Source organism: Mycobacterium sp. 852002-53434_SCH5985345, from assembly GCF_001667155.1.
Lineage (GTDB): Bacteria > Actinomycetota > Actinomycetes > Mycobacteriales > Mycobacteriaceae > Mycobacterium.
The window spans coordinates 24,197-43,486 of sequence record NZ_LZIE01000048.1 but is presented as its reverse complement, the minus strand read 5'-3'; the positions used below and the strand labels follow the sequence as shown (position 1 = coordinate 43,486).

General features: G+C 67.8%; 21 protein-coding genes. 16 read left to right on the top strand and 5 right to left on the bottom strand.

The features are described from left to right. Nucleotides 1-49: 49 nt before the first annotated feature. From A5756_RS10805 to A5756_RS10775, 7 genes are read left to right on the top strand one after another with little or no spacing between them, the layout of a single operon-like run. A complete protein-coding gene (locus A5756_RS10805; RefSeq protein ID WP_066951965.1) occupies nt 50-697 on the top strand; it encodes a dihydrofolate reductase family protein in 648 nt (215 codons plus the stop codon). A gap of 27 nt (nt 698-724) precedes the next feature. Continuing rightward, the gene (locus A5756_RS10800; protein WP_066951964.1) at nt 725-1,480 is read left to right on the top strand and encodes a deoxyribonuclease IV; all 756 of its coding nucleotides are present in this window, start codon (nt 725-727) and stop codon (nt 1,478-1,480) included. Between the two features lie 10 nt (nt 1,481-1,490). After that, entirely contained in the window at nt 1,491-2,330 is an 840-nt protein-coding gene (locus tag A5756_RS10795) for a PHB depolymerase family esterase (RefSeq protein WP_066951962.1), read from the top strand. A 51-nt stretch (nt 2,331-2,381) separates the two neighbouring features. After that, a complete protein-coding gene (locus tag A5756_RS10790; RefSeq protein WP_066951960.1) occupies nt 2,382-4,010 on the top strand; it encodes an acyl-CoA dehydrogenase family protein in 1,629 nt (542 codons plus the stop codon). A gap of 8 nt (nt 4,011-4,018) precedes the next feature. Beyond that, nucleotides 4,019-4,957, top strand: coding sequence for a crotonase/enoyl-CoA hydratase family protein (locus A5756_RS10785; RefSeq protein ID WP_066951958.1), 939 nt, complete (start codon nt 4,019-4,021; stop codon nt 4,955-4,957). A 2-nt stretch (nt 4,958-4,959) separates the two neighbouring features. Beyond that, entirely contained in the window at nt 4,960-5,679 is a 720-nt protein-coding gene (locus tag A5756_RS10780; RefSeq protein ID WP_066951956.1) for a PaaX family transcriptional regulator C-terminal domain-containing protein, read from the top strand. Then, nucleotides 5,676-6,443, top strand: a complete 768-nt coding sequence (locus A5756_RS10775) for a crotonase/enoyl-CoA hydratase family protein (protein ID WP_066951954.1) — start codon at nt 5,676-5,678, stop codon at nt 6,441-6,443. The genes A5756_RS10780 and A5756_RS10775 overlap by 4 nt, the downstream gene beginning before the upstream one ends. A gap of 20 nt (nt 6,444-6,463) precedes the next feature. Here the strand turns inward: A5756_RS10775 and A5756_RS10770 are convergent, their stop codons facing one another. From A5756_RS10770 to A5756_RS10760, 3 genes are all read right to left on the bottom strand, one after another. Further along, nucleotides 6,464-7,204 carry a DUF732 domain-containing protein gene (locus A5756_RS10770; RefSeq protein WP_066951952.1) on the bottom strand — a complete coding sequence of 247 codons (741 nt, stop codon included), beginning with the start codon at nt 7,202-7,204 and terminating at the stop codon, nt 6,464-6,466. A 201-nt stretch (nt 7,205-7,405) separates the two neighbouring features. After that, nucleotides 7,406-7,891, bottom strand: a complete 486-nt coding sequence (locus tag A5756_RS10765; RefSeq protein WP_066951950.1) for a DUF3060 domain-containing protein — start codon at nt 7,889-7,891, stop codon at nt 7,406-7,408. Nucleotides 7,892-7,953: 62 nt separating this feature from the next. Further along, nucleotides 7,954-8,322, bottom strand: coding sequence for a DUF3060 domain-containing protein (locus A5756_RS10760; RefSeq protein ID WP_066951948.1), 369 nt, complete (start codon nt 8,320-8,322; stop codon nt 7,954-7,956). Between the two features lie 138 nt (nt 8,323-8,460). On the opposite strand from A5756_RS10760, the gene A5756_RS10755 reads away from it, so the two are divergent. From A5756_RS10755 to A5756_RS10715, 9 genes are all read left to right on the top strand, one after another. After that, on the top strand, nt 8,461-9,105 hold the full coding sequence (locus tag A5756_RS10755; RefSeq protein WP_066951946.1) for a TetR/AcrR family transcriptional regulator: 645 nt from the start codon (nt 8,461-8,463) through the stop codon (nt 9,103-9,105). A gap of 232 nt (nt 9,106-9,337) precedes the next feature. Beyond that, nucleotides 9,338-9,712 carry a 30S ribosomal protein S12 gene (rpsL, locus tag A5756_RS10750; RefSeq protein WP_007167812.1) on the top strand — a complete coding sequence of 125 codons (375 nt, stop codon included), beginning with the start codon at nt 9,338-9,340 and terminating at the stop codon, nt 9,710-9,712. After that, on the top strand, nt 9,712-10,182 hold the full coding sequence (gene rpsG / locus A5756_RS10745) for a 30S ribosomal protein S7 (protein ID WP_007167813.1): 471 nt from the start codon (nt 9,712-9,714) through the stop codon (nt 10,180-10,182). Before rpsL ends, rpsG begins: the two co-directional genes overlap by 1 nt. A 70-nt stretch (nt 10,183-10,252) precedes the next feature. Beyond that, complete coding sequence (gene fusA / locus A5756_RS10740; RefSeq protein ID WP_082948158.1) at nt 10,253-12,358, top strand: elongation factor G; 2,106 nt, start codon at nt 10,253-10,255, stop codon at nt 12,356-12,358. A 109-nt stretch (nt 12,359-12,467) separates the two neighbouring features. Then, the gene (tuf, locus tag A5756_RS10735) at nt 12,468-13,658 is read left to right on the top strand and encodes an elongation factor Tu (RefSeq protein WP_066951944.1); all 1,191 of its coding nucleotides are present in this window, start codon (nt 12,468-12,470) and stop codon (nt 13,656-13,658) included. A 133-nt stretch (nt 13,659-13,791) separates the two neighbouring features. Next, nucleotides 13,792-14,544 carry a PE family protein gene (locus A5756_RS25445; protein WP_082959048.1) on the top strand — a complete coding sequence of 251 codons (753 nt, stop codon included), beginning with the start codon at nt 13,792-13,794 and terminating at the stop codon, nt 14,542-14,544. 89 nt (nt 14,545-14,633) lie between these two features. Beyond that, nucleotides 14,634-15,473, top strand: a complete 840-nt coding sequence (locus A5756_RS10725) for an SHOCT domain-containing protein (protein WP_066951942.1) — start codon at nt 14,634-14,636, stop codon at nt 15,471-15,473. A 49-nt stretch (nt 15,474-15,522) separates the two neighbouring features. Then, nucleotides 15,523-16,350 carry a mycofactocin-coupled SDR family oxidoreductase gene (locus tag A5756_RS10720; RefSeq protein WP_066951941.1) on the top strand — a complete coding sequence of 276 codons (828 nt, stop codon included), beginning with the start codon at nt 15,523-15,525 and terminating at the stop codon, nt 16,348-16,350. Between the two features lie 25 nt (nt 16,351-16,375). Then, on the top strand, nt 16,376-17,551 hold the full coding sequence (locus tag A5756_RS10715; protein ID WP_066951940.1) for an NAD(P)/FAD-dependent oxidoreductase: 1,176 nt from the start codon (nt 16,376-16,378) through the stop codon (nt 17,549-17,551). Between the two features lie 45 nt (nt 17,552-17,596). On the opposite strand, the gene A5756_RS10710 is transcribed toward A5756_RS10715, so the two are convergent. Together A5756_RS10710 and mftR are read right to left on the bottom strand one after the other, a co-directional pair. Continuing rightward, complete coding sequence (locus A5756_RS10710) at nt 17,597-18,640, bottom strand: DUF2332 domain-containing protein (protein WP_066951939.1); 1,044 nt, start codon at nt 18,638-18,640, stop codon at nt 17,597-17,599. Continuing rightward, nucleotides 18,637-19,233 (bottom strand): mycofactocin system transcriptional regulator, encoded by a 597-nt coding sequence (gene mftR / locus A5756_RS10705; protein ID WP_197505763.1) that lies wholly within the window; start codon nt 19,231-19,233, stop codon nt 18,637-18,639. The genes A5756_RS10710 and mftR overlap by 4 nt, the downstream gene beginning before the upstream one ends. Nucleotides 19,234-19,290: the final 57 nt, after the last annotated feature.

Here is a 19,290-nt window from a genome sequence, read left to right as displayed (position 1 = left end):
CATCGGTCCAGGTCTACCTATTGACCGTAGAAGACCTCAGGAGGAATGCGTGGCCCAACTGCTCAGAGTCCAGAATTTCATGTTGTCGCGTGATGGGTTCGGCGCCGGGCTCAACCAGTGCTTCGAGCGCCCGTTCGGCGACGCCGACCAAGGTGCCCTGTTCGCCTGGGCCGGCGCGACCGCGAGTTGGGTGGGCCGCAGCGAGCCCGGCGGGAATCGCGGCCTCGACGACTACTTCATCCGCGACTTCACCAACAACATCGGCGCGGAGATCATGGGTCGCAACAAGTTCAGCCCGTACCGCGGCCGATGGCAGGACCACCCCGACTGGCAGGGGTGGTGGGGTGACGAGCCGCCGTTCCATACCCCGGTGTTCGTCATGACGCACTATGACCGCCCGCCGTTGGCACTGTCGGACACGACATTTCACTTCGTCTCGGGAGATCCGATGAGCGTCCTGGAGCAGGCGAAGCTCGCCGCCGGCGGCAAGGATGTCCGGCTCGGCGGTGGCGCGAGCACCGTGCGCCGATTTCTGGACGCGGGCGTCGTCGACGCTCTTCACGTTGCGGTCGCGGATGTGGAGATCGGCGCCGGATCGCGCCTCTGGGAGTCCCCTGAAGAGCTCGAGGACAGGTTCCACCACGAGGTCGTGCCCAGCGCCAGTGGGGTCACGCATCACTTGTTCTGGCGGCGATGACGGCCGCTCGCCAACTACACTGGCCGCGTGCTCATCGGTTCACACGTCCACAACGACGACCCGCTGGCCGCCGCGCAGGCGGACGGCGCCGACGCGGTGCAGTTCTTCCTGGGTAACCCGCAGAGCTGGAAGAAGCCCAAGCCGCGCGACGACGCCGAGGTGCTCAAGGCGTCCACCATCCCGCTGTACGTCCACGCGCCGTATCTGATCAACGTGGCATCGGCCAACAACCGTATCCGCATCCCGTCGCGCAAGATCCTGCAGGACACCTGCGACGCCGCCTCGGAGATCAACGCGACCGCCGTGATCGTGCACGGCGGCCATGCCGACGACAACGACATGGATGCCGGCTTCGAGCGCTGGGTCAAGGCGCTGGACTATCTGGAAACAGACGTGCAGGTGTTCCTGGAGAACACCGCCGGCGGCGACCATGCGATGGCCCGCCACTTCGACACCATCGGCAGGCTCTGGGATCGCATCGGCGACAAGGGCATTGGATTCTGCCTGGACACCTGTCACGCATGGGCCGCCGGGGAGGCGCTGATTGATGCGGTCGACAGGATCAGGGCCCTGACCGGACGCATCGACCTGGTGCACTGCAACGACTCGCGCGACGCCGCCGGCTCGGGTGCCGACCGGCACGCCAACTTCGGCACCGGCCAGATCGATCCCGAGCTGCTGGCCGCGGTCGTCAGGTCGGCGGACGCGCCCGTCATCTGCGAGACGGCGGACGAGGGCCGCAAGGACGACATCGCGTTCCTGCGGGAAAAGACCAGCGGCTGAGTTACGGCCCGTGCTCGGTCGGCTCGCGGCGCTTCTGGGGGTAGTCCTTCTGGCTGTGGGTTGTTCGCCGCTGAAACCTGAGCCGCCCTCGGGCTTCGTCAAGGGCACCAGCTTGCACCACATCAATGTGGGCGGACACGATCGCAGCTATCGGCTCTACGAGCCCCCGGGAGCACCGGCTTCGGCGCCGCTCGTCGTGGTGCTGCACGGCTATTCCGGGAGCGCGAGGCAAGTCGAAAGGGATTACGGCTGGGACGAATTGGCCGATTCGGCCAAGTTCGTCGTCGCCTACCCGGATGGACTCGACCGGGCCTGGAATGTCGACGGGGAGGGCTGCTGCGGCCGGCCGGGCCGGGAGGGCGTCGACGACGTCGCCTTCGTCAGCGCGGCCGTCGCCGACGTCGCCAAGCACCTCGGCACCGACCCCGCCCGCATCTATGTCAGCGGCATGAGTAACGGCGGCATCATGGCCTACACGCTGGCGTGCACCACCGATATCTTCGCGGCGATCGGTCCGGTGGCCGGCACGCAGCTGAACCGCTGCCCCAACCCACGTCCGATGTCGATCATGCACATCCACGGCACGGCAGACCGGCTGGTGCCCTATGGCGGCGGGCAGGGTTTCAGCGTCATCAACGGGCCCTCGGTACCCGACGTGAATGCGTTCTGGCGCAACGTCGATCAGTGCGCCGCCCCGGCCACCACGATGAATGGCCCCCTCACCACGTCGACGGCGGGATGTGCGGGCAGCCGAGGCGTCACGCTGATCACGATCGAGGCGGGCGGCCACGAGTGGCCCCCGTTCGCCGCGCGGACGCTTTGGGAATTCTTCGCCGCGCACCCACGATGACGCCCTATTACACCTCTTGTGCGGCTGTCGGAAAAATGTAACATGAGTGGCATGTCGGATACGCATGTCGTCACCAACCAGGTCCCTCCGCTGGAGAACTACAACCCCGCGACGTCCACGGTGCTCATCGAGGCTCTGATCCGCGAGGGCGGGGGATGGGGCTCAGAAGAGGTGAACGAGGTGGGCGCGATCGCGGGTGGCCGCGAAGCGCAGCGATGGGGCGAGCTCGCCGACCGCAACCGGCCCATCCTGCACACCCACGACAAGTACGGCCACCGGATCGACGAGGTCGAGTACGACCCGGCCTACCACGAGCTGATGCGCACGGCGATCGCCACCGGCATCCACGCCGCACCGTGGGCCGACGACCGCCCGGGCGCGCACGTGGTGCGCGCGGCGAAGATGTCGGTCTGGAACGTCGAGCCCGGCCACACCTGCCCGATCTCGATGACCTACGCCGTCGTTCCCGCGCTGCGCTACAACCCAGAGCTCGCGGCGGTCTACGAGCCCCTGCTGACCAGCCGCGAATACGACCCCGAACTCAAGCTGGCCACCACCAAGCGCGGCATCACCGCCGGCATGTCGATGACCGAGAAGCAGGGCGGATCCGACGTGCGCGCCGGCACCACGCAGGCGACCCCGAACGGCGACGGCAGCTACAGCTTGACCGGCCACAAGTGGTTCACCTCGGCGCCGATGTGCGACATCTTCCTCGTCCTCGCGCAGGCCCCGGGCGGGCTGTCGTGCTTCCTGCTGCCGCGGGTGCTGCCCGATGGCAGCCGCAACCGAATGTTCCTGCAGCGGCTCAAGGACAAGCTCGGCAACCACGCGAACGCATCCAGTGAGGTCGAATACGATGGCGCCACCGCGTGGTTGGTGGGCGAGGAGGGCCGCGGCGTCCCCACCATCATCGAGATGGTCAACCTGACCCGGCTGGATTGCACCCTGGGCAGCGCCACCAGCATGCGCACCGGATTGACCCGCGCGATCCACCACGCGCAGCACCGAAAGGCGTTCGGCGCCTACCTGATCGACCAGCCGCTGATGCGCAACGTCCTGGCCGACCTCGCCGTGGAGGCCGAGGCCGCGACCATCGTCGCGATGCGGATGGCCGGCGCCACCGACAAGGCGTTGCGCGGCGACGACCAGGAGGCGCTGCTGCGCCGCATCGGCCTGGCGGCCAGCAAGTACTGGGTGTGCAAGCGAGCCACCCCGCACGCCGCCGAAGCGCTGGAATGCCTGGGCGGCAACGGCTACGTCGAGGACTCGGGCATGCCGCGGCTGTTCCGCGAGGCGCCGCTGATGGGAATCTGGGAGGGGTCGGGCAACGTCAGCGCGCTGGACACGTTGCGCGCCATGGCAACTCGGCCCGAATGCGTCGATGTGCTGTTCACCGAACTGGCCGAAAGCGCCGGCGCGGACCCGCGACTGGGCGGTCACGTCGAGCGCCTGCGGCAGGACCTGACCGACCTGGACAGTATCGCGCACCGGGCCCGCAAGGTGGCCGAGGACATCTGTCTGGCGCTGCAGGGCTCGCTGCTGGTGCGCCACGGCCACCCCGCCGTCGCCGAGGCCTTCCTGACGACCCGGCTCGACCGCCAGTGGGGTGGGGCGTACGGCACCATGCCCGCCGGCCTGGATCTGGCCCCGATCCTCGAGCGTGCCCTGGTCAAGGGCTGAGCTCCAATATGACTCACGCGATCAGGCCGGTCGACTTCGACAACCTGAAGACCATGACCTACGAGGTCACCGACCGGGTTGCCCGGATCACCTTCAACCGGCCGGAGAAGGGCAACGCGATCGTCGCGGACACCCCGCTGGAGCTCTCGGCGCTGGTCGAGCGCGCCGACCTCGACCCCAATGTGCACGTCATCCTGGTGTCCGGCCGCGGCGAGGGGTTCTGCGCGGGTTTCGACCTGAGCGCCTACGCCGACCGCACCGGATCGGCCGGCGGGACCGGGGCCTATGCGGGCACCGTGCTGAGCGGAAAAACCCAGGCGGTCAACCACTTACCCGACCAGCCCTGGGACCCGATGATCGACTACCAGATGATGAGCCGGTTCGTGCGTGGTTTCTCCAGCCTGATGCACGCCGACAAGCCGACGGTCGTCAAGATCCACGGTTACTGCGTGGCCGGGGGCACCGACATCGCGTTGCATGCCGACCAGGTGATCGCCGCCGCCGACGCCAAGATCGGCTATCCGCCCACGCGGGTGTGGGGCGTCCCGGCGGCCGGGCTGTGGGCGCACCGGCTCGGCGACCAGCGCGCCAAGCGCCTGCTGTTCACCGGTGATTGCATAACCGGCGCGCAAGCCGCCGAATGGGGCCTGGCGGTCGAGGCGCCGGACCCGGCGGACCTCGACGAGCGCACCGAACGGCTCGTCCAGCGGATCGCCGCGGTGCCCGTCAATCAGCTGATGATGGTCAAGCTCGCGCTGAATTCGGCTTTGCTGCAACAAGGTGTGGGCACCAGCAGGATGGTCAGCACCGTGTTCGACGGCGTTGCCCGGCATACGCCCGAGGGCCACGCCTTCGTGGCCGACGCCGTGGAGCACGGCTTCCGGGACGCGGTGCGGCATCGCGACGAACCTTTCGGTGACTACGGCCGCCGCGCGTCTCAGGTGTAGCCATGCCCACCATGACGGCCCGGTCGGTGGTGCTCAGCGTGCTGCTGGGGGCCCACCCGGCTTGCGCCAGCGCGAGTGAATTGGTCAGGCTCACTGCCGATTTCGGCATCAAAGAGACCACCCTGCGGGTGGCGCTGACCCGGATGGTAGGCGCGGGCGACCTGATCCGCTCCGCCGACGGCTACCGGCTCTCGGATCGCCTGCTGGCCCGCCAGCGGCGGCAGGACGACGCCATCAACCCGCGAGTCAGGCCGTGGCGCGGGGAGTGGATCACGCTGATCGTGACCAGCGTGGGCGGCGACGCACGCACCCGGGCGGCGCTTCGAACCGCCCTGCACGGCAAGCGCTTCGGCGAACTGCGCGAAGGCGTCTGGATGCGACCCGACAACCTCGAGCTCGACCTCGACCCCGAGATCGACGCTCGCGTGCGCGTCCTGCGGGCACGCGACGACGATCCCGCGCAGCTCGCCGCCCAGCTGTGGGACCTGCCGGCCTGGGCCCGGGCCGGCAGCCGCATGCTCGACGAGATGGCCACCGCACCAGACATTCCCGGCCGATTCGTGGTCGCGGCGGCGACGGTGCGACACCTGCTCACCGACCCGGTGTTACCCGACGAACTACTGCCGGACGACTGGCCCGGCGCTCGGCTGCGCGCGGCTTACCACGACTTCGCCACCGAGTTGCTCGAGCGGCGCGAACCACTATTTGCGGAGGCAAAATGAACGATCCGGTGCGTATCGAACGCAACGGCCCGGTGACGACGGTGATCCTGAACCGCCCGGCGGCGCGCAACGCGGTCAACGGCCCCACCGCCGCGGCCCTGTACGCGGCGTTCGACGAATTCGACCGCGACGACACGGCGTCGGTCGCCGTCTTGTGGGGAGACGGTGGAACATTTTGTGCCGGGGCTGATTTGAAGGCCTTCGGCACACCGGACGCGAACGCCGTGCACCGGACGGGCCCGGGCCCGATGGGTCCCACGCGGATGGTGTTGTCCAAACCCGTGATCGCCGCGGTCAGCGGCTACGCCGTCGCAGGGGGCCTGGAGTTGGCCGTCTGGTGCGACCTGCGGGTGGCCGAGGAGGACGCCGTGTTCGGGGTGTTCTGCCGCCGGTGGGGGGTACCGTTGATCGACGGCGGCACCGTGCGGCTGCCGCGGCTGATCGGGCACAGCCGCGCGATGGACATGATTCTCACCGGCCGCGGCGTCAAGGCCGACGAAGCCCTGGCGATGGGCTTGGCCAACCGCGTCGTGCCCAACGGCCAGGCGCGGCAGGCGGCGGAGGAACTGGCGGCGCAACTGGCCGCGCTACCGCAGCAGTGCCTGCGGTCCGACCGGCTTTCGGCGCTACACCAATGGGGGACAACGGAACCCGAGGCGATCGACTTCGAATTCGCCAGCATCTCCCGCGTCGCCGCCGAGGCGAACGAGGGGGCCGGACGGTTCGCCGCGGGCGCGGGCCGGCACGGGGCATCCGCCGGCTAGCCGGCGCATCGTTCGGTCCCTTACGGCGCGAGCCGCACCCTGCCGGGCGGTGTGGGCGGCGTGGGCGGCGACTCCGGACCAGCGCCGCTACCGCCGGGCGCGGGAGCAGCAGGCGCCTGCGGTTGCGGTTCCTGCGCCGGGGGTGGCGGTTGTTGCCGTGGAGACGGCGTCGCGACCGGCGCGGGTGGCGTCAGGATCTGGGCCGTCGGCGGCGGCGGTGGGGGAAGTTGCGGTGGGTCGGGCTGGCCGGTTTCCCCCAAGGGGACCATGCGCATTGCCGATTGCGGGTCTCGAAGGTCGCTCCACCAGCTGGCTGCGATGTACGAGGGGCTCCGCGGCATCGATTCGTTCGAGCCGGGCACCGGATTCGCCATGGCCTGAAGGGAAGCAATCTTCGGTTGGTTGTTCGGACAGTAGGCCTCGACTGAGGCGGAGATGAAGCGGGCAATGGTGCGCGCGACGCGGTCGGGAGGGTATTGGCCGCCGGCCCCGTTGGCATTGAACGCCCGTTCCCGCATGTCGGCAACGACGCCGTCCGCCGGCATTCCGCCATCGAGTTGGCGACAAATTCTGTGGGCGGTGGCGATGAGGCTCGGCACGTTCTCGAGGGCGGGGATCTGCTTCTGGTCGAGCAGCGCCAAAAACTGGTCGTCGGGGTTGGGATCGGCCGCCGCCGCGCCGTGGGGCAGCATCACGACGCCGGTCAGTACCACGACGGCCGCAACCAGTGCGCGGGCGTGATTGCTGGTACTGGTGAACATGGCTGGCTTCCGTTCTGCTGGCAGAATCATATGCCCCGGATCTGCCCGTGGCACCTCGGCGGCGCGGTGTGTGGGTCAAACACCGCGCGGCCCCAGCAGTAGCGGCGGCATGCGCCCCGACCGCAACGCATCGGGGTATGAAAGTCGTTGTGGCGCAACGGTAAAACCCGCGTTCGCAGGCTACCTGCGCACGATTGCCGGCTAGCCGCCCTTGGTGATGGTGTTGCCCGAACCCAGGTTGTCGACCTTGGGCTCACCGTCTTTATAGGTGATGGTGTTGTTCAACCCGACCACGCTGATGCGGGTGTCGACCTTGTCCAGAGTGATCTTGTTGTCCGTGCCGCCGACGGTCACCGTCACGCAGCTGCCGGTGACGGTCAGGGTGTTGTTGGAACCGCCCACATTCAGCGACTTGCCGCTGGCGCAGTCAAGCGTCGCGGTGGTGCCCATCGACCCGTAGTTGAGCGTGTTGCCGATCTCCACCGACGCGGTGGTGCTCGCGCCGCTCGACCCCGTGGTGGGGGCCGCCCCGGCGCTCGTCGTCGTCGTGCTGCTCTTCGTTGTGGTCGTGGAACCGGCGGGCGGGTTGGCGGTCGAACTGCAGCCGGCCAGCAACACGGACGCGACGGCCGGCACCACGGCGAGCGCGGTCAACCCCGAGGGGCGGGCAAAGATGTGGGCGGACATTGTTTCTCGATTCCCCTCGATTGGATGGCAGCTACGGTTTGAGTGGCGATGTGGTGTGTGGTTCAGCCGGGCACCTGCTGGAGCCGATTGGTCATGCCCAGCTCGCGGCCGCGGTCCCAGATGAACGGCGTGCCGTTGTGGTAGAACACCGTCTGGTCGTAGCCGTAGACAGTGATGTCGTGCGAGACCGAGTCGGCGACGACGGTGTTGGACGAGCCCATCACCGTGACCGCGTAGCAGTTGCCCAGCGCGGTGACGTTGTTGAAGGAGCCGTTGACGAACAGCGTGGCGTCGTTGCAGTCCAGCGTCTGCTGGATGCCCTGCCCGACGACGTGGGTGTCGCCGTTCTTCGCGTGAGCCGGGGGAGCGGGTGCTGCGACGACGGTGACGACGCAGGTTGCCAGCGACCCGGCGGCGGTTGTCCAGTTCACTGCGGGCCCCCTTTTGTGACGGGTGGATCTGCTCGATGAGATTACGTCCATCCGGCCATGGCTGAAACGGTTTCGCGGTTGGCGTCAACTAGAGTCATTAGTTAAGCACCACGATCATCGCAAGCGAAGGGCCCCGCCATGGCAGCTCAGCCGGAAACGCCGTCGGCGGGCGGGCGCCCGCGCGCGGGGAGAACCGGCTCGCGCCCGGCAAAGCTGAGCCGCGAAGGCATCATCGACGGCGCGCTCACCTTCCTGGACCGGGAGGGCTGGGACGCCCTCACCATCAACGCGCTGGCGATGCAGCTGGGCACCAAGGGACCGTCGCTCTACAACCACGTCGACAGCCTGGAGGATCTGCGCCGCGCGGTGCGGATCCGCGTCATCGACGACATCATCACGATGCTGAACAGGGTCGGCGAGGGCCGCGCCCGTGACGACGCGGTGCTGGTCATGGCGGGCGCCTACCGCAGCTACGCCCATCACCACCCCGGCCGGTACTCGGCGTTCACCCGGATGCCGCTGGGTGGTGACGATCCGGAGTACACGGCGGCCACCCGAGGCGCTGCCGCGCCGGTGATCTCGGTGCTGTCCTCCTACGGTCTCGACGGCGACGAGGCGTTCCACGCGGCCCTGGAGTTCTGGTCCGCGCTGCACGGCTTCGTGCTTCTGGAAATGACCGGTGTCATGGACGACATCGACACCGACGCGCTGTTCTCGGACATGGTGCTGCGGCTGGCGGCGGGTCTGGAACGGCGCGTCGCGCACGGTCAACCGCCGCTTTGACCTGCAAGACCGGCGGCGGGTATTGTGGAGGCTCGTGCCTGGCGGCTTACGGCGCCTAACCGTAAGGAAGTGAATGCCGGGCGAATTCGCATGTCCACGATGCATCGGATCTTCTCTGGTGCGCGGCGCGTGCGACACACCCGGCCGCGGGGTAGTGCGGCCGGACAAAACTGCAGTACGAAGACTTGAGAACAGCCGAAAAACGCACAACATGAACACAGAAAGCCGGTAGATGCCAACGATTCAGCAGCTGGTCCGCAAGGGTCGCCGCGACAAGATCGCCAAGGTCAAGACCGCGGCCCTGAAGGGCAGCCCGCAGCGCCGTGGCGTATGCACTCGCGTGTACACCACCACCCCGAAGAAGCCGAACTCGGCGCTTCGGAAGGTTGCGCGCGTGAAGCTGACGAGCCAGGTCGAGGTCACCGCCTACATCCCGGGCGAGGGCCACAACCTGCAGGAGCACTCGATGGTGCTGGTGCGTGGTGGCCGAGTCAAGGACCTGCCCGGTGTGCGGTACAAGATCATCCGCGGTTCCCTCGACACCCAGGGGGTCAAGAACCGCAAGCAGGCCCGCAGCCGTTACGGCGCGAAGAAGGAGAAGAGCTGATGCCGCGCAAGGGGCCCGCGCCGAAGCGTCCGTTGGTCAACGATCCGGTCTACGGGTCGCAGCTGGTCACCCAGCTGGTGAACAAAGTTCTCCTGCAGGGGAAGAAATCGCTGGCCGAGCGCATTGTTTATGGTGCGCTCGAGAACGCCCGGGACAAGACGGGCACCGATCCTGTGATCACGCTCAAGCGCGCTCTCGACAACGTCAAGCCCGCGCTGGAGGTGCGCAGCCGCCGCGTCGGCGGTGCGACCTACCAGGTGCCGGTCGAGGTCCGTCCGGACCGGTCCACCACGCTCGCGCTGCGCTGGCTTGTCAGCTTCTCGCGGCAACGCCGGGAGAAGACGATGGTCGAGCGGCTGGCGAACGAGATCCTGGACGCCAGCAACGGCCTGGGGGCCTCCGTCAAGCGGCGTGAGGACACCCACAAGATGGCCGAGGCCAACCGCGCGTTCGCGCATTATCGCTGGTGACAGCTTCCGGCGATGATGCCGGAGGCTAAATAGACAGCAACCAAGCAATCGAAAGAGTGGGAAGACTTCTGTGGCACAGAAGGACGTGCTGACCGACCTCACCAAGGTCCGCAACATCGGCATCATGGCGCATATCGACGCCGGCAAGACGACGACGACGGAGCGCATCCTCTATTACACCGGTATCAGCTACAAGATCGGTGAGGTCCACGACGGCGCCGCCACGATGGACTGGATGGAGCAGGAACAGGAGCGGGGGATCACCATCACCTCCGCCGCCACCACCTGCTTCTGGAACGACAACCAGATCAACATCATCGACACCCCCGGCCACGTCGACTTCACCGTCGAGGTGGAGCGCAGCCTGCGCGTGCTCGACGGCGCGGTCGCCGTCTTCGACGGCAAGGAGGGCGTCGAGCCGCAGTCCGAGCAGGTGTGGCGCCAGGCCGACAAGTACGACGTCCCGCGGATCTGCTTCGTCAACAAGATGGACAAGATCGGCGCCGACTTCTACTTCTCGGTCCGCACCATGGAGGAGCGCCTGGGCGCGAACGTCATCCCGATCCAGCTGCCTGTCGGCTCCGAGGGCGACTTCGAGGGCGTCGTCGACCTGGTCGAGATGAAGGCCAAGGTGTGGAGCGCCGAGGCCAAGCTCGGCGAGAAGTACGACGTGGTCGACATTCCCGCCGACCTGCAGGAGAAGGCCGACGAGTACCGCACCAAGCTGCTCGAGGCGGTCGCCGAGACCGACGAGGCGCTGCTGGAGAAGTATTTCGGCGGCGAGGAGCTCACCGTCGAGGAGATCAAGGGCGCGATCCGCAAGCTGACCATCAGCTCGGAGGCCTACCCGGTGCTGTGCGGCAGCGCGTTCAAGAACAAGGGCGTGCAGCCGATGCTGGACGCGGTCATCGACTACCTGCCCTCGCCGCTGGACGTGCCCCCGGCCGTCGGCCACGCGCCCGGCAAGGAGGACGTCGAGGTCATCCGCAAGCCGTCGACCGACGAGCCGTTCTCGGCGCTGGCCTTCAAGGTCGCGACGCACCCGTTCTTCGGCAAGCTGACCTACGTCCGGGTGTACTCGGGCAAGGTCGATTCCGGCAGCCAGGTCATCAACTCCACCAAGGGCAAGAAGGAGCGGCTGGGCAAGCTGTTCCAGATGCACTCCAACAAGGAGAACCCGGTGGAGACCGCATCGGCGGGTCACATCTACGCGGTGATCGGCCTGAAGGACACCACCACCGGCGACACCCTGAGCGACCCGAACGACCAAGTCGTGCTCGAGTCCATGACGTTCCCGGACCCGGTCATCGAGGTGGCCATCGAGCCCAAGACCAAGAGCGACCAGGAGAAGCTGAGCCTGTCGATCCAGAAGCTCGCCGAGGAGGACCCGACGTTCAAGGTCCACCAGGACGCCGAGACCGGCCAGACCGTGATCGGTGGCATGGGCGAACTCCACCTGGACATCCTGGTGGACCGCATGCGCCGCGAGTTCAAGGTCGAGGCCAACGTCGGCAAGCCGCAGGTCGCCTACAAGGAGACCATCAAGCGGCTGGTGGAGAAGGTCGAGTTCACCCATAAGAAGCAGACCGGCGGCTCGGGACAGTTCGCGAAGGTGCTGATCAACCTCGAGCCGTTCCATGGCGAGGACGGTGCGACCTACGAGTTCGAGAACAAGGTCACCGGTGGCCGCATCCCGCGCGAGTACATCCCGTCGGTGGACGCCGGCGCCCAGGACGCGATGCAGTACGGCGTGCTGGCCGGCTACCCGCTGGTGAACTTGAAGGTCACCCTGCTCGACGGCGCCTTCCATGAGGTGGACTCGTCGGAGATGGCGTTCAAGATCGCCGGTTCGCAGGTGCTGAAGAAGGCTGCGCAGCAGGCCCAGCCGGTGATCCTGGAACCGATCATGGCCGTCGAGGTCACCACGCCCGAGGACTACATGGGCGACGTGATCGGCGACTTGAACTCCCGCCGTGGCCAGATCCAGGCCATGGAGGAGCGGAGCGGTGCACGCGTCGTCAAGGCGCACGTGCCGCTGTCGGAGATGTTCGGCTACGTCGGCGACCTGAGGTCCAAGACCCAAGGCCGGGCGAACTACTCCATGGTGTTCGACTCGTACGCCGAAGTACCGGCGAACGTGTCGAAGGAGATCATCGCGAAGGCGACGGGTCAGTAAATATCGCCTCGGAGTAATCTTGCCGGGTCATTGCAAAGCCTTGGGCGCGGCACAACTGAAAACACCAACACTGCTTTAACGAGCACCAACAGTCCAGGAGGACAACGAAGTGGCGAAGGCGAAGTTCGAGCGGACGAAGCCGCACGTCAACATTGGGACCATCGGTCACGTTGACCACGGCAAGACGACGCTGACCGCGGCTATCACCAAGGTTCTGCACGACAAGTACCCGGACCTGAACGAGTCCCGCGCGTTCGACCAGATCGACAACGCTCCCGAGGAGCGTCAGCGCGGTATCACGATCAACATCTCCCACGTGGAGTACCAGACCGACAAGCGGCACTATGCCCACGTCGACGCCCCGGGTCACGCCGACTACATCAAGAACATGATCACCGGTGCGGCCCAGATGGACGGCGCGATCCTGGTGGTTGCCGCCACCGACGGCCCGATGCCGCAGACCCGTGAGCACGTGCTGCTCGCGCGTCAGGTCGGGGTGCCCTACATCCTGGTCGCCCTGAACAAGGCCGACATGGTCGACGACGAGGAGCTGCTCGAGCTCGTCGAGATGGAGGTCCGCGAACTGCTGGCCGCCCAGGAGTTCGACGAGGACGCCCCGGTGGTTCGGGTCTCGGCGCTGAAGGCGCTCGAGGGCGACGCCAAGTGGGTGGAGTCGGTCGAGCAGCTGATGGAGGCCGTCGACGAGTCGATCCCGGACCCCGTCCGCGAGACCGAGAAGCCGTTCCTGATGCCCGTGGAGGACGTCTTCACGATCACCGGTCGTGGCACCGTGGTCACCGGTCGTGTCGAGCGCGGTGTGATCAACGTGAACGAGGAAGTCGAGATCGTCGGTATCAAGCCGACCAGCACCAAGACCACCGTCACCGGTGTGGAGATGTTCCGCAAGCTGCTCGACCAGGGACAGGCCGGCGACAACGTCGGACTGTTGCTGCGTGGCATCAAGCGCGAGGACGTCGAGCGCGGTCAGGTCGTCGTGAAGCCCGGCACCACCACGCCGCACACCGAGTTCGAGGGCAGCGTCTACATCCTGTCCAAGGACGAGGGCGGCCGGCACACGCCGTTCTTCAACAACTACCGCCCGCAGTTCTACTTCCGCACCACCGACGTGACCGGTGTGGTGACGCTGCCGGAGGGCACCGAAATGGTGATGCCCGGTGACAACACCAACATCTCGGTCAAGCTGATCCAGCCCGTCGCCATGGACGACGGTCTGCGGTTCGCGATCCGCGAGGGTGGCCGCACCGTCGGCGCCGGCCGGGTCGTCAAGATCATCAAGTAGATCCAGTTCGCCGTAGGGCCCGGATTGCCGATTTCGGCGGTCCGGGCTTTACGCGTTTTACCGGGCCGGATCTTGACGATTCCGCTACGATTCCGGGACAAGGGTGTCGGGGGAAGATGGCCGGGAGGTTCGGATGTCCTTCGTATTCGCGACGCCCGAGTACGTCGCCGCCGCGGCGTCGGATTTAGCCAGGATCGGCTGGACGATCACGTCGGCGAACTCGATGGCGCTGGGGCCGACCTCGAGCGTGCTGGCCCCGGGTGCCGACGAGGTGTCGGCTGGCATCGCGGCGCTGTTCGACGCGCATTCTCAGGTTTACCAGGCGCTCAGCGCTCAAGCCGCGGCGTTCCACAACCAGTTCGTGCAGCTGATGAACGGCGGCGCTGCGCAGTATCTCGCCACCGAGGCCGCCAACACAACGCCCCTGCAGTCCGCGGCGGCCCCCGCGTCGATGGCGGCACAGCTGCCTGCGGCGACGGCCGCGGGCGGTTCGGCGCCGGGTGTACCGGCGGGTCCCCTGATGTCGGCGGTCGCGCCGGCCTCGGCGATCGCCGGGGCGCAGGCACCCGCCAGCCCGACCGTAGCCGCGGCCACCACGGGGCCGGCCGCAGTGGCCCCGGCCACCACTTCGGCGACGCCGGTGCGGATGGTGGCCCCCGCCTATACCCCGGCCACCACGCAGCCCGCGGCGCCGGCCCCGGCGCCGGTCAATCCGCTCGCGTCGACGCCGGCGCAGGTGCAGACACCGCCGGCCGCCGCGGCCCCGGCGATGCCGGTATCGACCGGCACGCCGGTGAAGATGGTGTCGGCCCATTCGCCCACCGCGACGACGTCGGCGGAGTCTTCGACGCGCCCCGCCCCGGCACTGATTCCCAAGGTGGACTGAGGCCGGACCGGTTTGCGTTTATGGCGCGCGCGGTGACACCGCGAGGGCTAACCTGACACGAAAATCCCAGCAAGGGTAAGGAGACACTCGTGTTGGCGCGCTATCTGAAAGCACAGTTGGTGGTTTTGCTGTGCGGCGGCCTGGTCGGGCCGATTTTCCTGATCGTCTACTTCACCCTCGGCCTGGGCAGCCTGCTGCAGTGGATGTTCTACGTCGGCCTGCTCATCACGGTGGCCGACGTGCTGATCGCGCTGGCGCTGGCCAACTACGGCGCGAAGTCCTCGGCCAAGACGGCGGAGCTCGAACAGCACGGGGTGCTGGCGCTCGCTCAAATCACCGGCGTCACCGAGACGGGGACGTGGATCAACAATCAGCAGGTGGTGAAGGTGAACCTGCACATCTCCGGGCCGGGTTTTCTGCCGTTCGACAGCGAAGACCGGGTGATCGCGAGCGTGACCCGGCTCGGCAACCTGAGCGCCCGCAAGGTGGTGGTGCTGGTCAACCCCACCACCAACGAGTACCGAATCGACTGGGAGCGAAGCGCGTTGGTCAACGGTCTGGTGCCGGCGCAGTTCACCGTGGCCGAGGACAACAGGACCTACGACCTGAGCGGGCAGGCCGGCCCGTTGATGGAGATCCTGCAGATCCTCAAGGCCAACAACGTTCCGCTCAACCGGATGGTCGACATCCGGTCGAACCCGGCGCTGCGCCAGCAGGTCCAGGCGGTGGTGCGCCGCGCGGCCGAACAACAGGCGCCGGCCACGCAGGCCGCCCAGCCGGCCGCTGCCGCCGGCCCGGCCCCGGTGGTGACGCCCCCGCAGCCATCGATCGCTCAGCGGCTTCAGGAGCTCGAGACGTTGCGCGCCAGCGGCGCGCTGACCGACCAGGAGTACAACAGCCGGCGGGCCCAGATCATCTCCGAAATCTGATCGGCGGGCGAGTTAGAACAGGTTTCAGTTTCGCTGCTAGCCTGGCTGCGTGGCGGGACAAACTGGATCACTGCAGGGGCGGGTGGCTTTCATTACCGGCGCCGCCCGCGCCCAGGGCCGTTCGCACGCGGTGCGGCTGGCCCGGGAGGGCGCCGACATCATCGCGCTCGACATCTGCGCCTCGGCGTCGACGAGCCTGACCTACGCGCCGGCCACGCCGGAGGACCTCAGCGAGACCGTCCGCCTGGTGGAAGCCGAGGGCCGCAAGGTGCTGGCCCGTGAAGCGGACATCCGGGACGACGCCGCGCTGCGCCAACTGGTGGCCGACGGCGTCGAACAATTCGGACGGCTCGACATCGTGGTGGCCAACGCGGGAGTCCTGAGCTGGGGCCGGCTTTGGGAGCTGACCGATGAGCAGTGGGACACGGTGATCGGGGTCAACCTGACCGGCACCTGGCGCACACTGCGCGCCACCGTGCCCGCAATGATCGAGGCCGGCAACGGGGGGTCGATCGTGGTGGTCAGCTCGTCGGCGGGGCTGAAAGCCACTCCTGGCAACGGGCATTACTCGGCCAGCAAGCACGGACTCACCGCGCTGACCAACACCCTCGCCATCGAGCTCGGCGAATACAACATCCGGGTCAACTCCATCCACCCCTACTCGGTCGATACCCCGATGATCGAGCCGGAGGCGATGATGGAGATTTTTGCCCGCCATCCCAGCTTCGTGCACAGCTTTCCCCCGATGCCCTTGCAGCCCAACGGCTTCATGACGCCCGACGAGGTGGCCGATGTCGTGGCATGGCTAGCTGGCGACGGGTCGGGCACGGTGACCGGCACCCAGATCCCCGTGGACAAGGGCGCCTTGAAGTATTGACCGGCGATCGTGGTATGAACTCCACGTGACCGCTAGCAAAGGAATCGTGATCGTCGGTGGGGGTCTGGCCGCCGCCCGGACCGCCGAGCAGCTGCGGCGGTCCGAGTACGCCGGCCGCGTCACGATCATCAGCGACGAGGCGCACGTGCCCTACGATCGCCCGCCGCTGTCAAAAGAGGTGCTGCGCAAAGAGGTCGACGACGTGGCCCTCAAACCGCGCGAGTGGTACGACGAGAACGACATCACCCTGCGGCTGGGTGCGGCGGCCACCGGCCTGGACACCGTGGCCCAGACGGTGACGCTGGCCGACGGGTCCGTGATCGGCTACGACGAACTCGTCATCGCGACCGGCTTGGTGCCGCGGCGCATTCCGACGCTGCCCGATCTGGCGGGCATCCGGGTGCTGCGCACGTTCGACGAGAGCATGGCGCTGCGTGAGCACGCCTCCGCGTGCCAGCGTGCTGTCGTCGTCGGCGCCGGCTTCATCGGCTGTGAGGTGGCGGCCAGCCTACGGAGCCTCGGGGTGGACGTCGTGTTGGTTGAGCCGCAGCCGACGCCCCTGGCGTCGGTGCTCGGCGAGCGAATCGGCGAGCTGGTCGCGCGCCTGCACCGCGCGGAGGGGGTCGACGTGCGCCTCGGTGTCGGGGTGGCCGAAGTGCGCGGCGACGAGCGGGTGGACACCGTGGTGCTGAGCGACGGCACCGAGCTCGCCGCGGACCTGGTGGTCGTCGGCATCGGATCCCGCCCCGCCACGGGGTGGCTCGAGGGCAGCGGCGTCGAGGTCGACAACGGCGTGCTCTGCGACGAGGCCGGACGAACCAGCGCGCCGAACGTGTGGGCGCTCGGTGACGTCGCGTCCTGGCGCGACGCGACCGGACATCAAGCGCGCGTAGAACATTGGAGCAACGTCGCCGACCAGACCCGCGTGGTGGTGCCCGCGATGCTGGGGCAGGACGTCTCGTCGGCCGTGGTCGTCCCCTACTTCTGGAGCGACCAGTACGACGTCAAGATCCAGTGCCTCGGAGAGCCCGAAGCCACCGACACCGTCCACCTCGTCGAAGACGACGGCCGCAAGTTCCTGGCCTATTACGAGCGCGACGGGGTGCTGGTCGGGGTGGTGGGCGGCGGGATGCCGGGCAAAGTCATGAAGGTGCGCGCCAAGATCTCCGCCGGCGCGCCCATCGCGGACGTGCTGGGCTGACTCTGGCGGAAGCCGCTGCGCCCCAGCAGTTTTCGTGTCCACCGCTCACAGCCAGCGCACCGGCGGTCCATGCGGATGGCATTCGCCGAGAATCTCCAGGTCGCCGCCCGGCCAGCGGCGCGCCCGCACCAGGAACCGGATTGGTGAGTCGGGCCGGTCACGCGCCGGCTCCAGGGTGAGGTGGACGAACGGCGATCGCTCATCCGCCTGCTCGCCCAGCGCGTGAACGCGGGCGCGGACCGTGTCCCGCTCCCCGTCGGACAGGTATTGCCAGGTGATTGAATGCCACAGCACCGTCAGCGCGCCCGCGGCCAGGGTGAGGCCGGCGACCGCGTCGGCCGCCGTCTGGCGCTCCAGCCCGGCCGGCACCCGCCGGGCGACCTCGATGGCGCCGCGCAACCGCTCTAGTCGGGCGCTCTGGTCGGGCCACACGTAGCTCAACACGGTGAGCTCCCCGGCGGCCCCGGTGACGTCGATGGGTGCGATGTCATAGCCGTGCCGCTCGATGATCCGTACCCGGCCGTGCGGCAGCGCGCCGCGCCACGCATCCTCGATGGTCACCGGCGAATCATCCGGCCCCCACTGGCCGCCGGCGAATCGGTAACCGTAATGGTCTCCGCGCAGGTTCAGCCCCGCGCTCGATCCGATCTCGAAAAGCCTTATCGGCAGGTCGAATTCACGGTTGACGCGCAACAGGCCACCGATGAGCGCGGCGGACCGCCCGACCTCGTTGGTCTGGGGCGGTTGCCGCAACGCCGCCCGCAGCGCCTCGGAGTGGCCGGCCGCGACGTCCTTGATCTCCGGCCACGCCGACTCGGCGTCCCAGCTGCCCCCGGTGCTGGGATACCACCGGCGCAATTGCGCTGCCCGGCCGTCGAGCACCAATCGGTGCAGCCCGCCGAGCAGACGCAGCGGCACCGCAAGGCGCGACGGGTCGTCCTCGTGCCCGGACAAGATGGCGGCGAAGACGCCGCCGGCCGCGACGTCGATGGCCACCAGCTCGAAAAGCTCCCCATACATCGGTGAGCCCGAGCCGGCGCAAAACCGTCCCTGCGCGCGCAGGGTGTGCAGCAGGTGGTCACCGGTCACCGATCCAGCCTGTCAAGTCCGGCGCCGACGACGTCAAACGCGTTGCCCAGCGCGGTCGGCAGCGGGACGGACTCGTCACCCAACCAATGCTCGTAGGCCGACAGCGCTACCGCGAGCATGGTCCAGGCGGCGGTCTGGGGCAGCAGGTCGGTCGTCTTGCTGTCCGACCGGCGGGCCACGAAGCCGGCGATCACCTCGCGCCAGCCCGCGTACATCGTCATCGAATAGGCCTGCAGTTCGGCCGTCTGCAGGATCACCCGCATCCGCTGGCGGTGCCGCGCGGTCTCGGACTCGTCAAAGGTGTTGAACGCCAACAGCGCATCGCGCAGAGCCTGGCCCAGTGGCACCCGCGGATCGACGTTGTCGAGCAGGTCGCGCAGGTGCGCGAGGTGGGTGTCGAAGTCGCCCCAGGGGATGGCGTTCTTGGACGCGTAGTAGCGGAACAGCGTCCGCCGCGAGATGCCGGCGGCCTGCGCGACGTCGTCGACGCTGACGTCGGCGAAACCGCGGGCGCTGAACAGTTCGATGGCCACGTCGGTGATGTGGTGCGGAGTCGTCGAGCGGCGACGGCCCACCCGTGGCTGCGGCACCATGACACCCCGCCCTTCCATTTCGGCACTCGATGCCATATTCTGACGAAGCTTGTGACT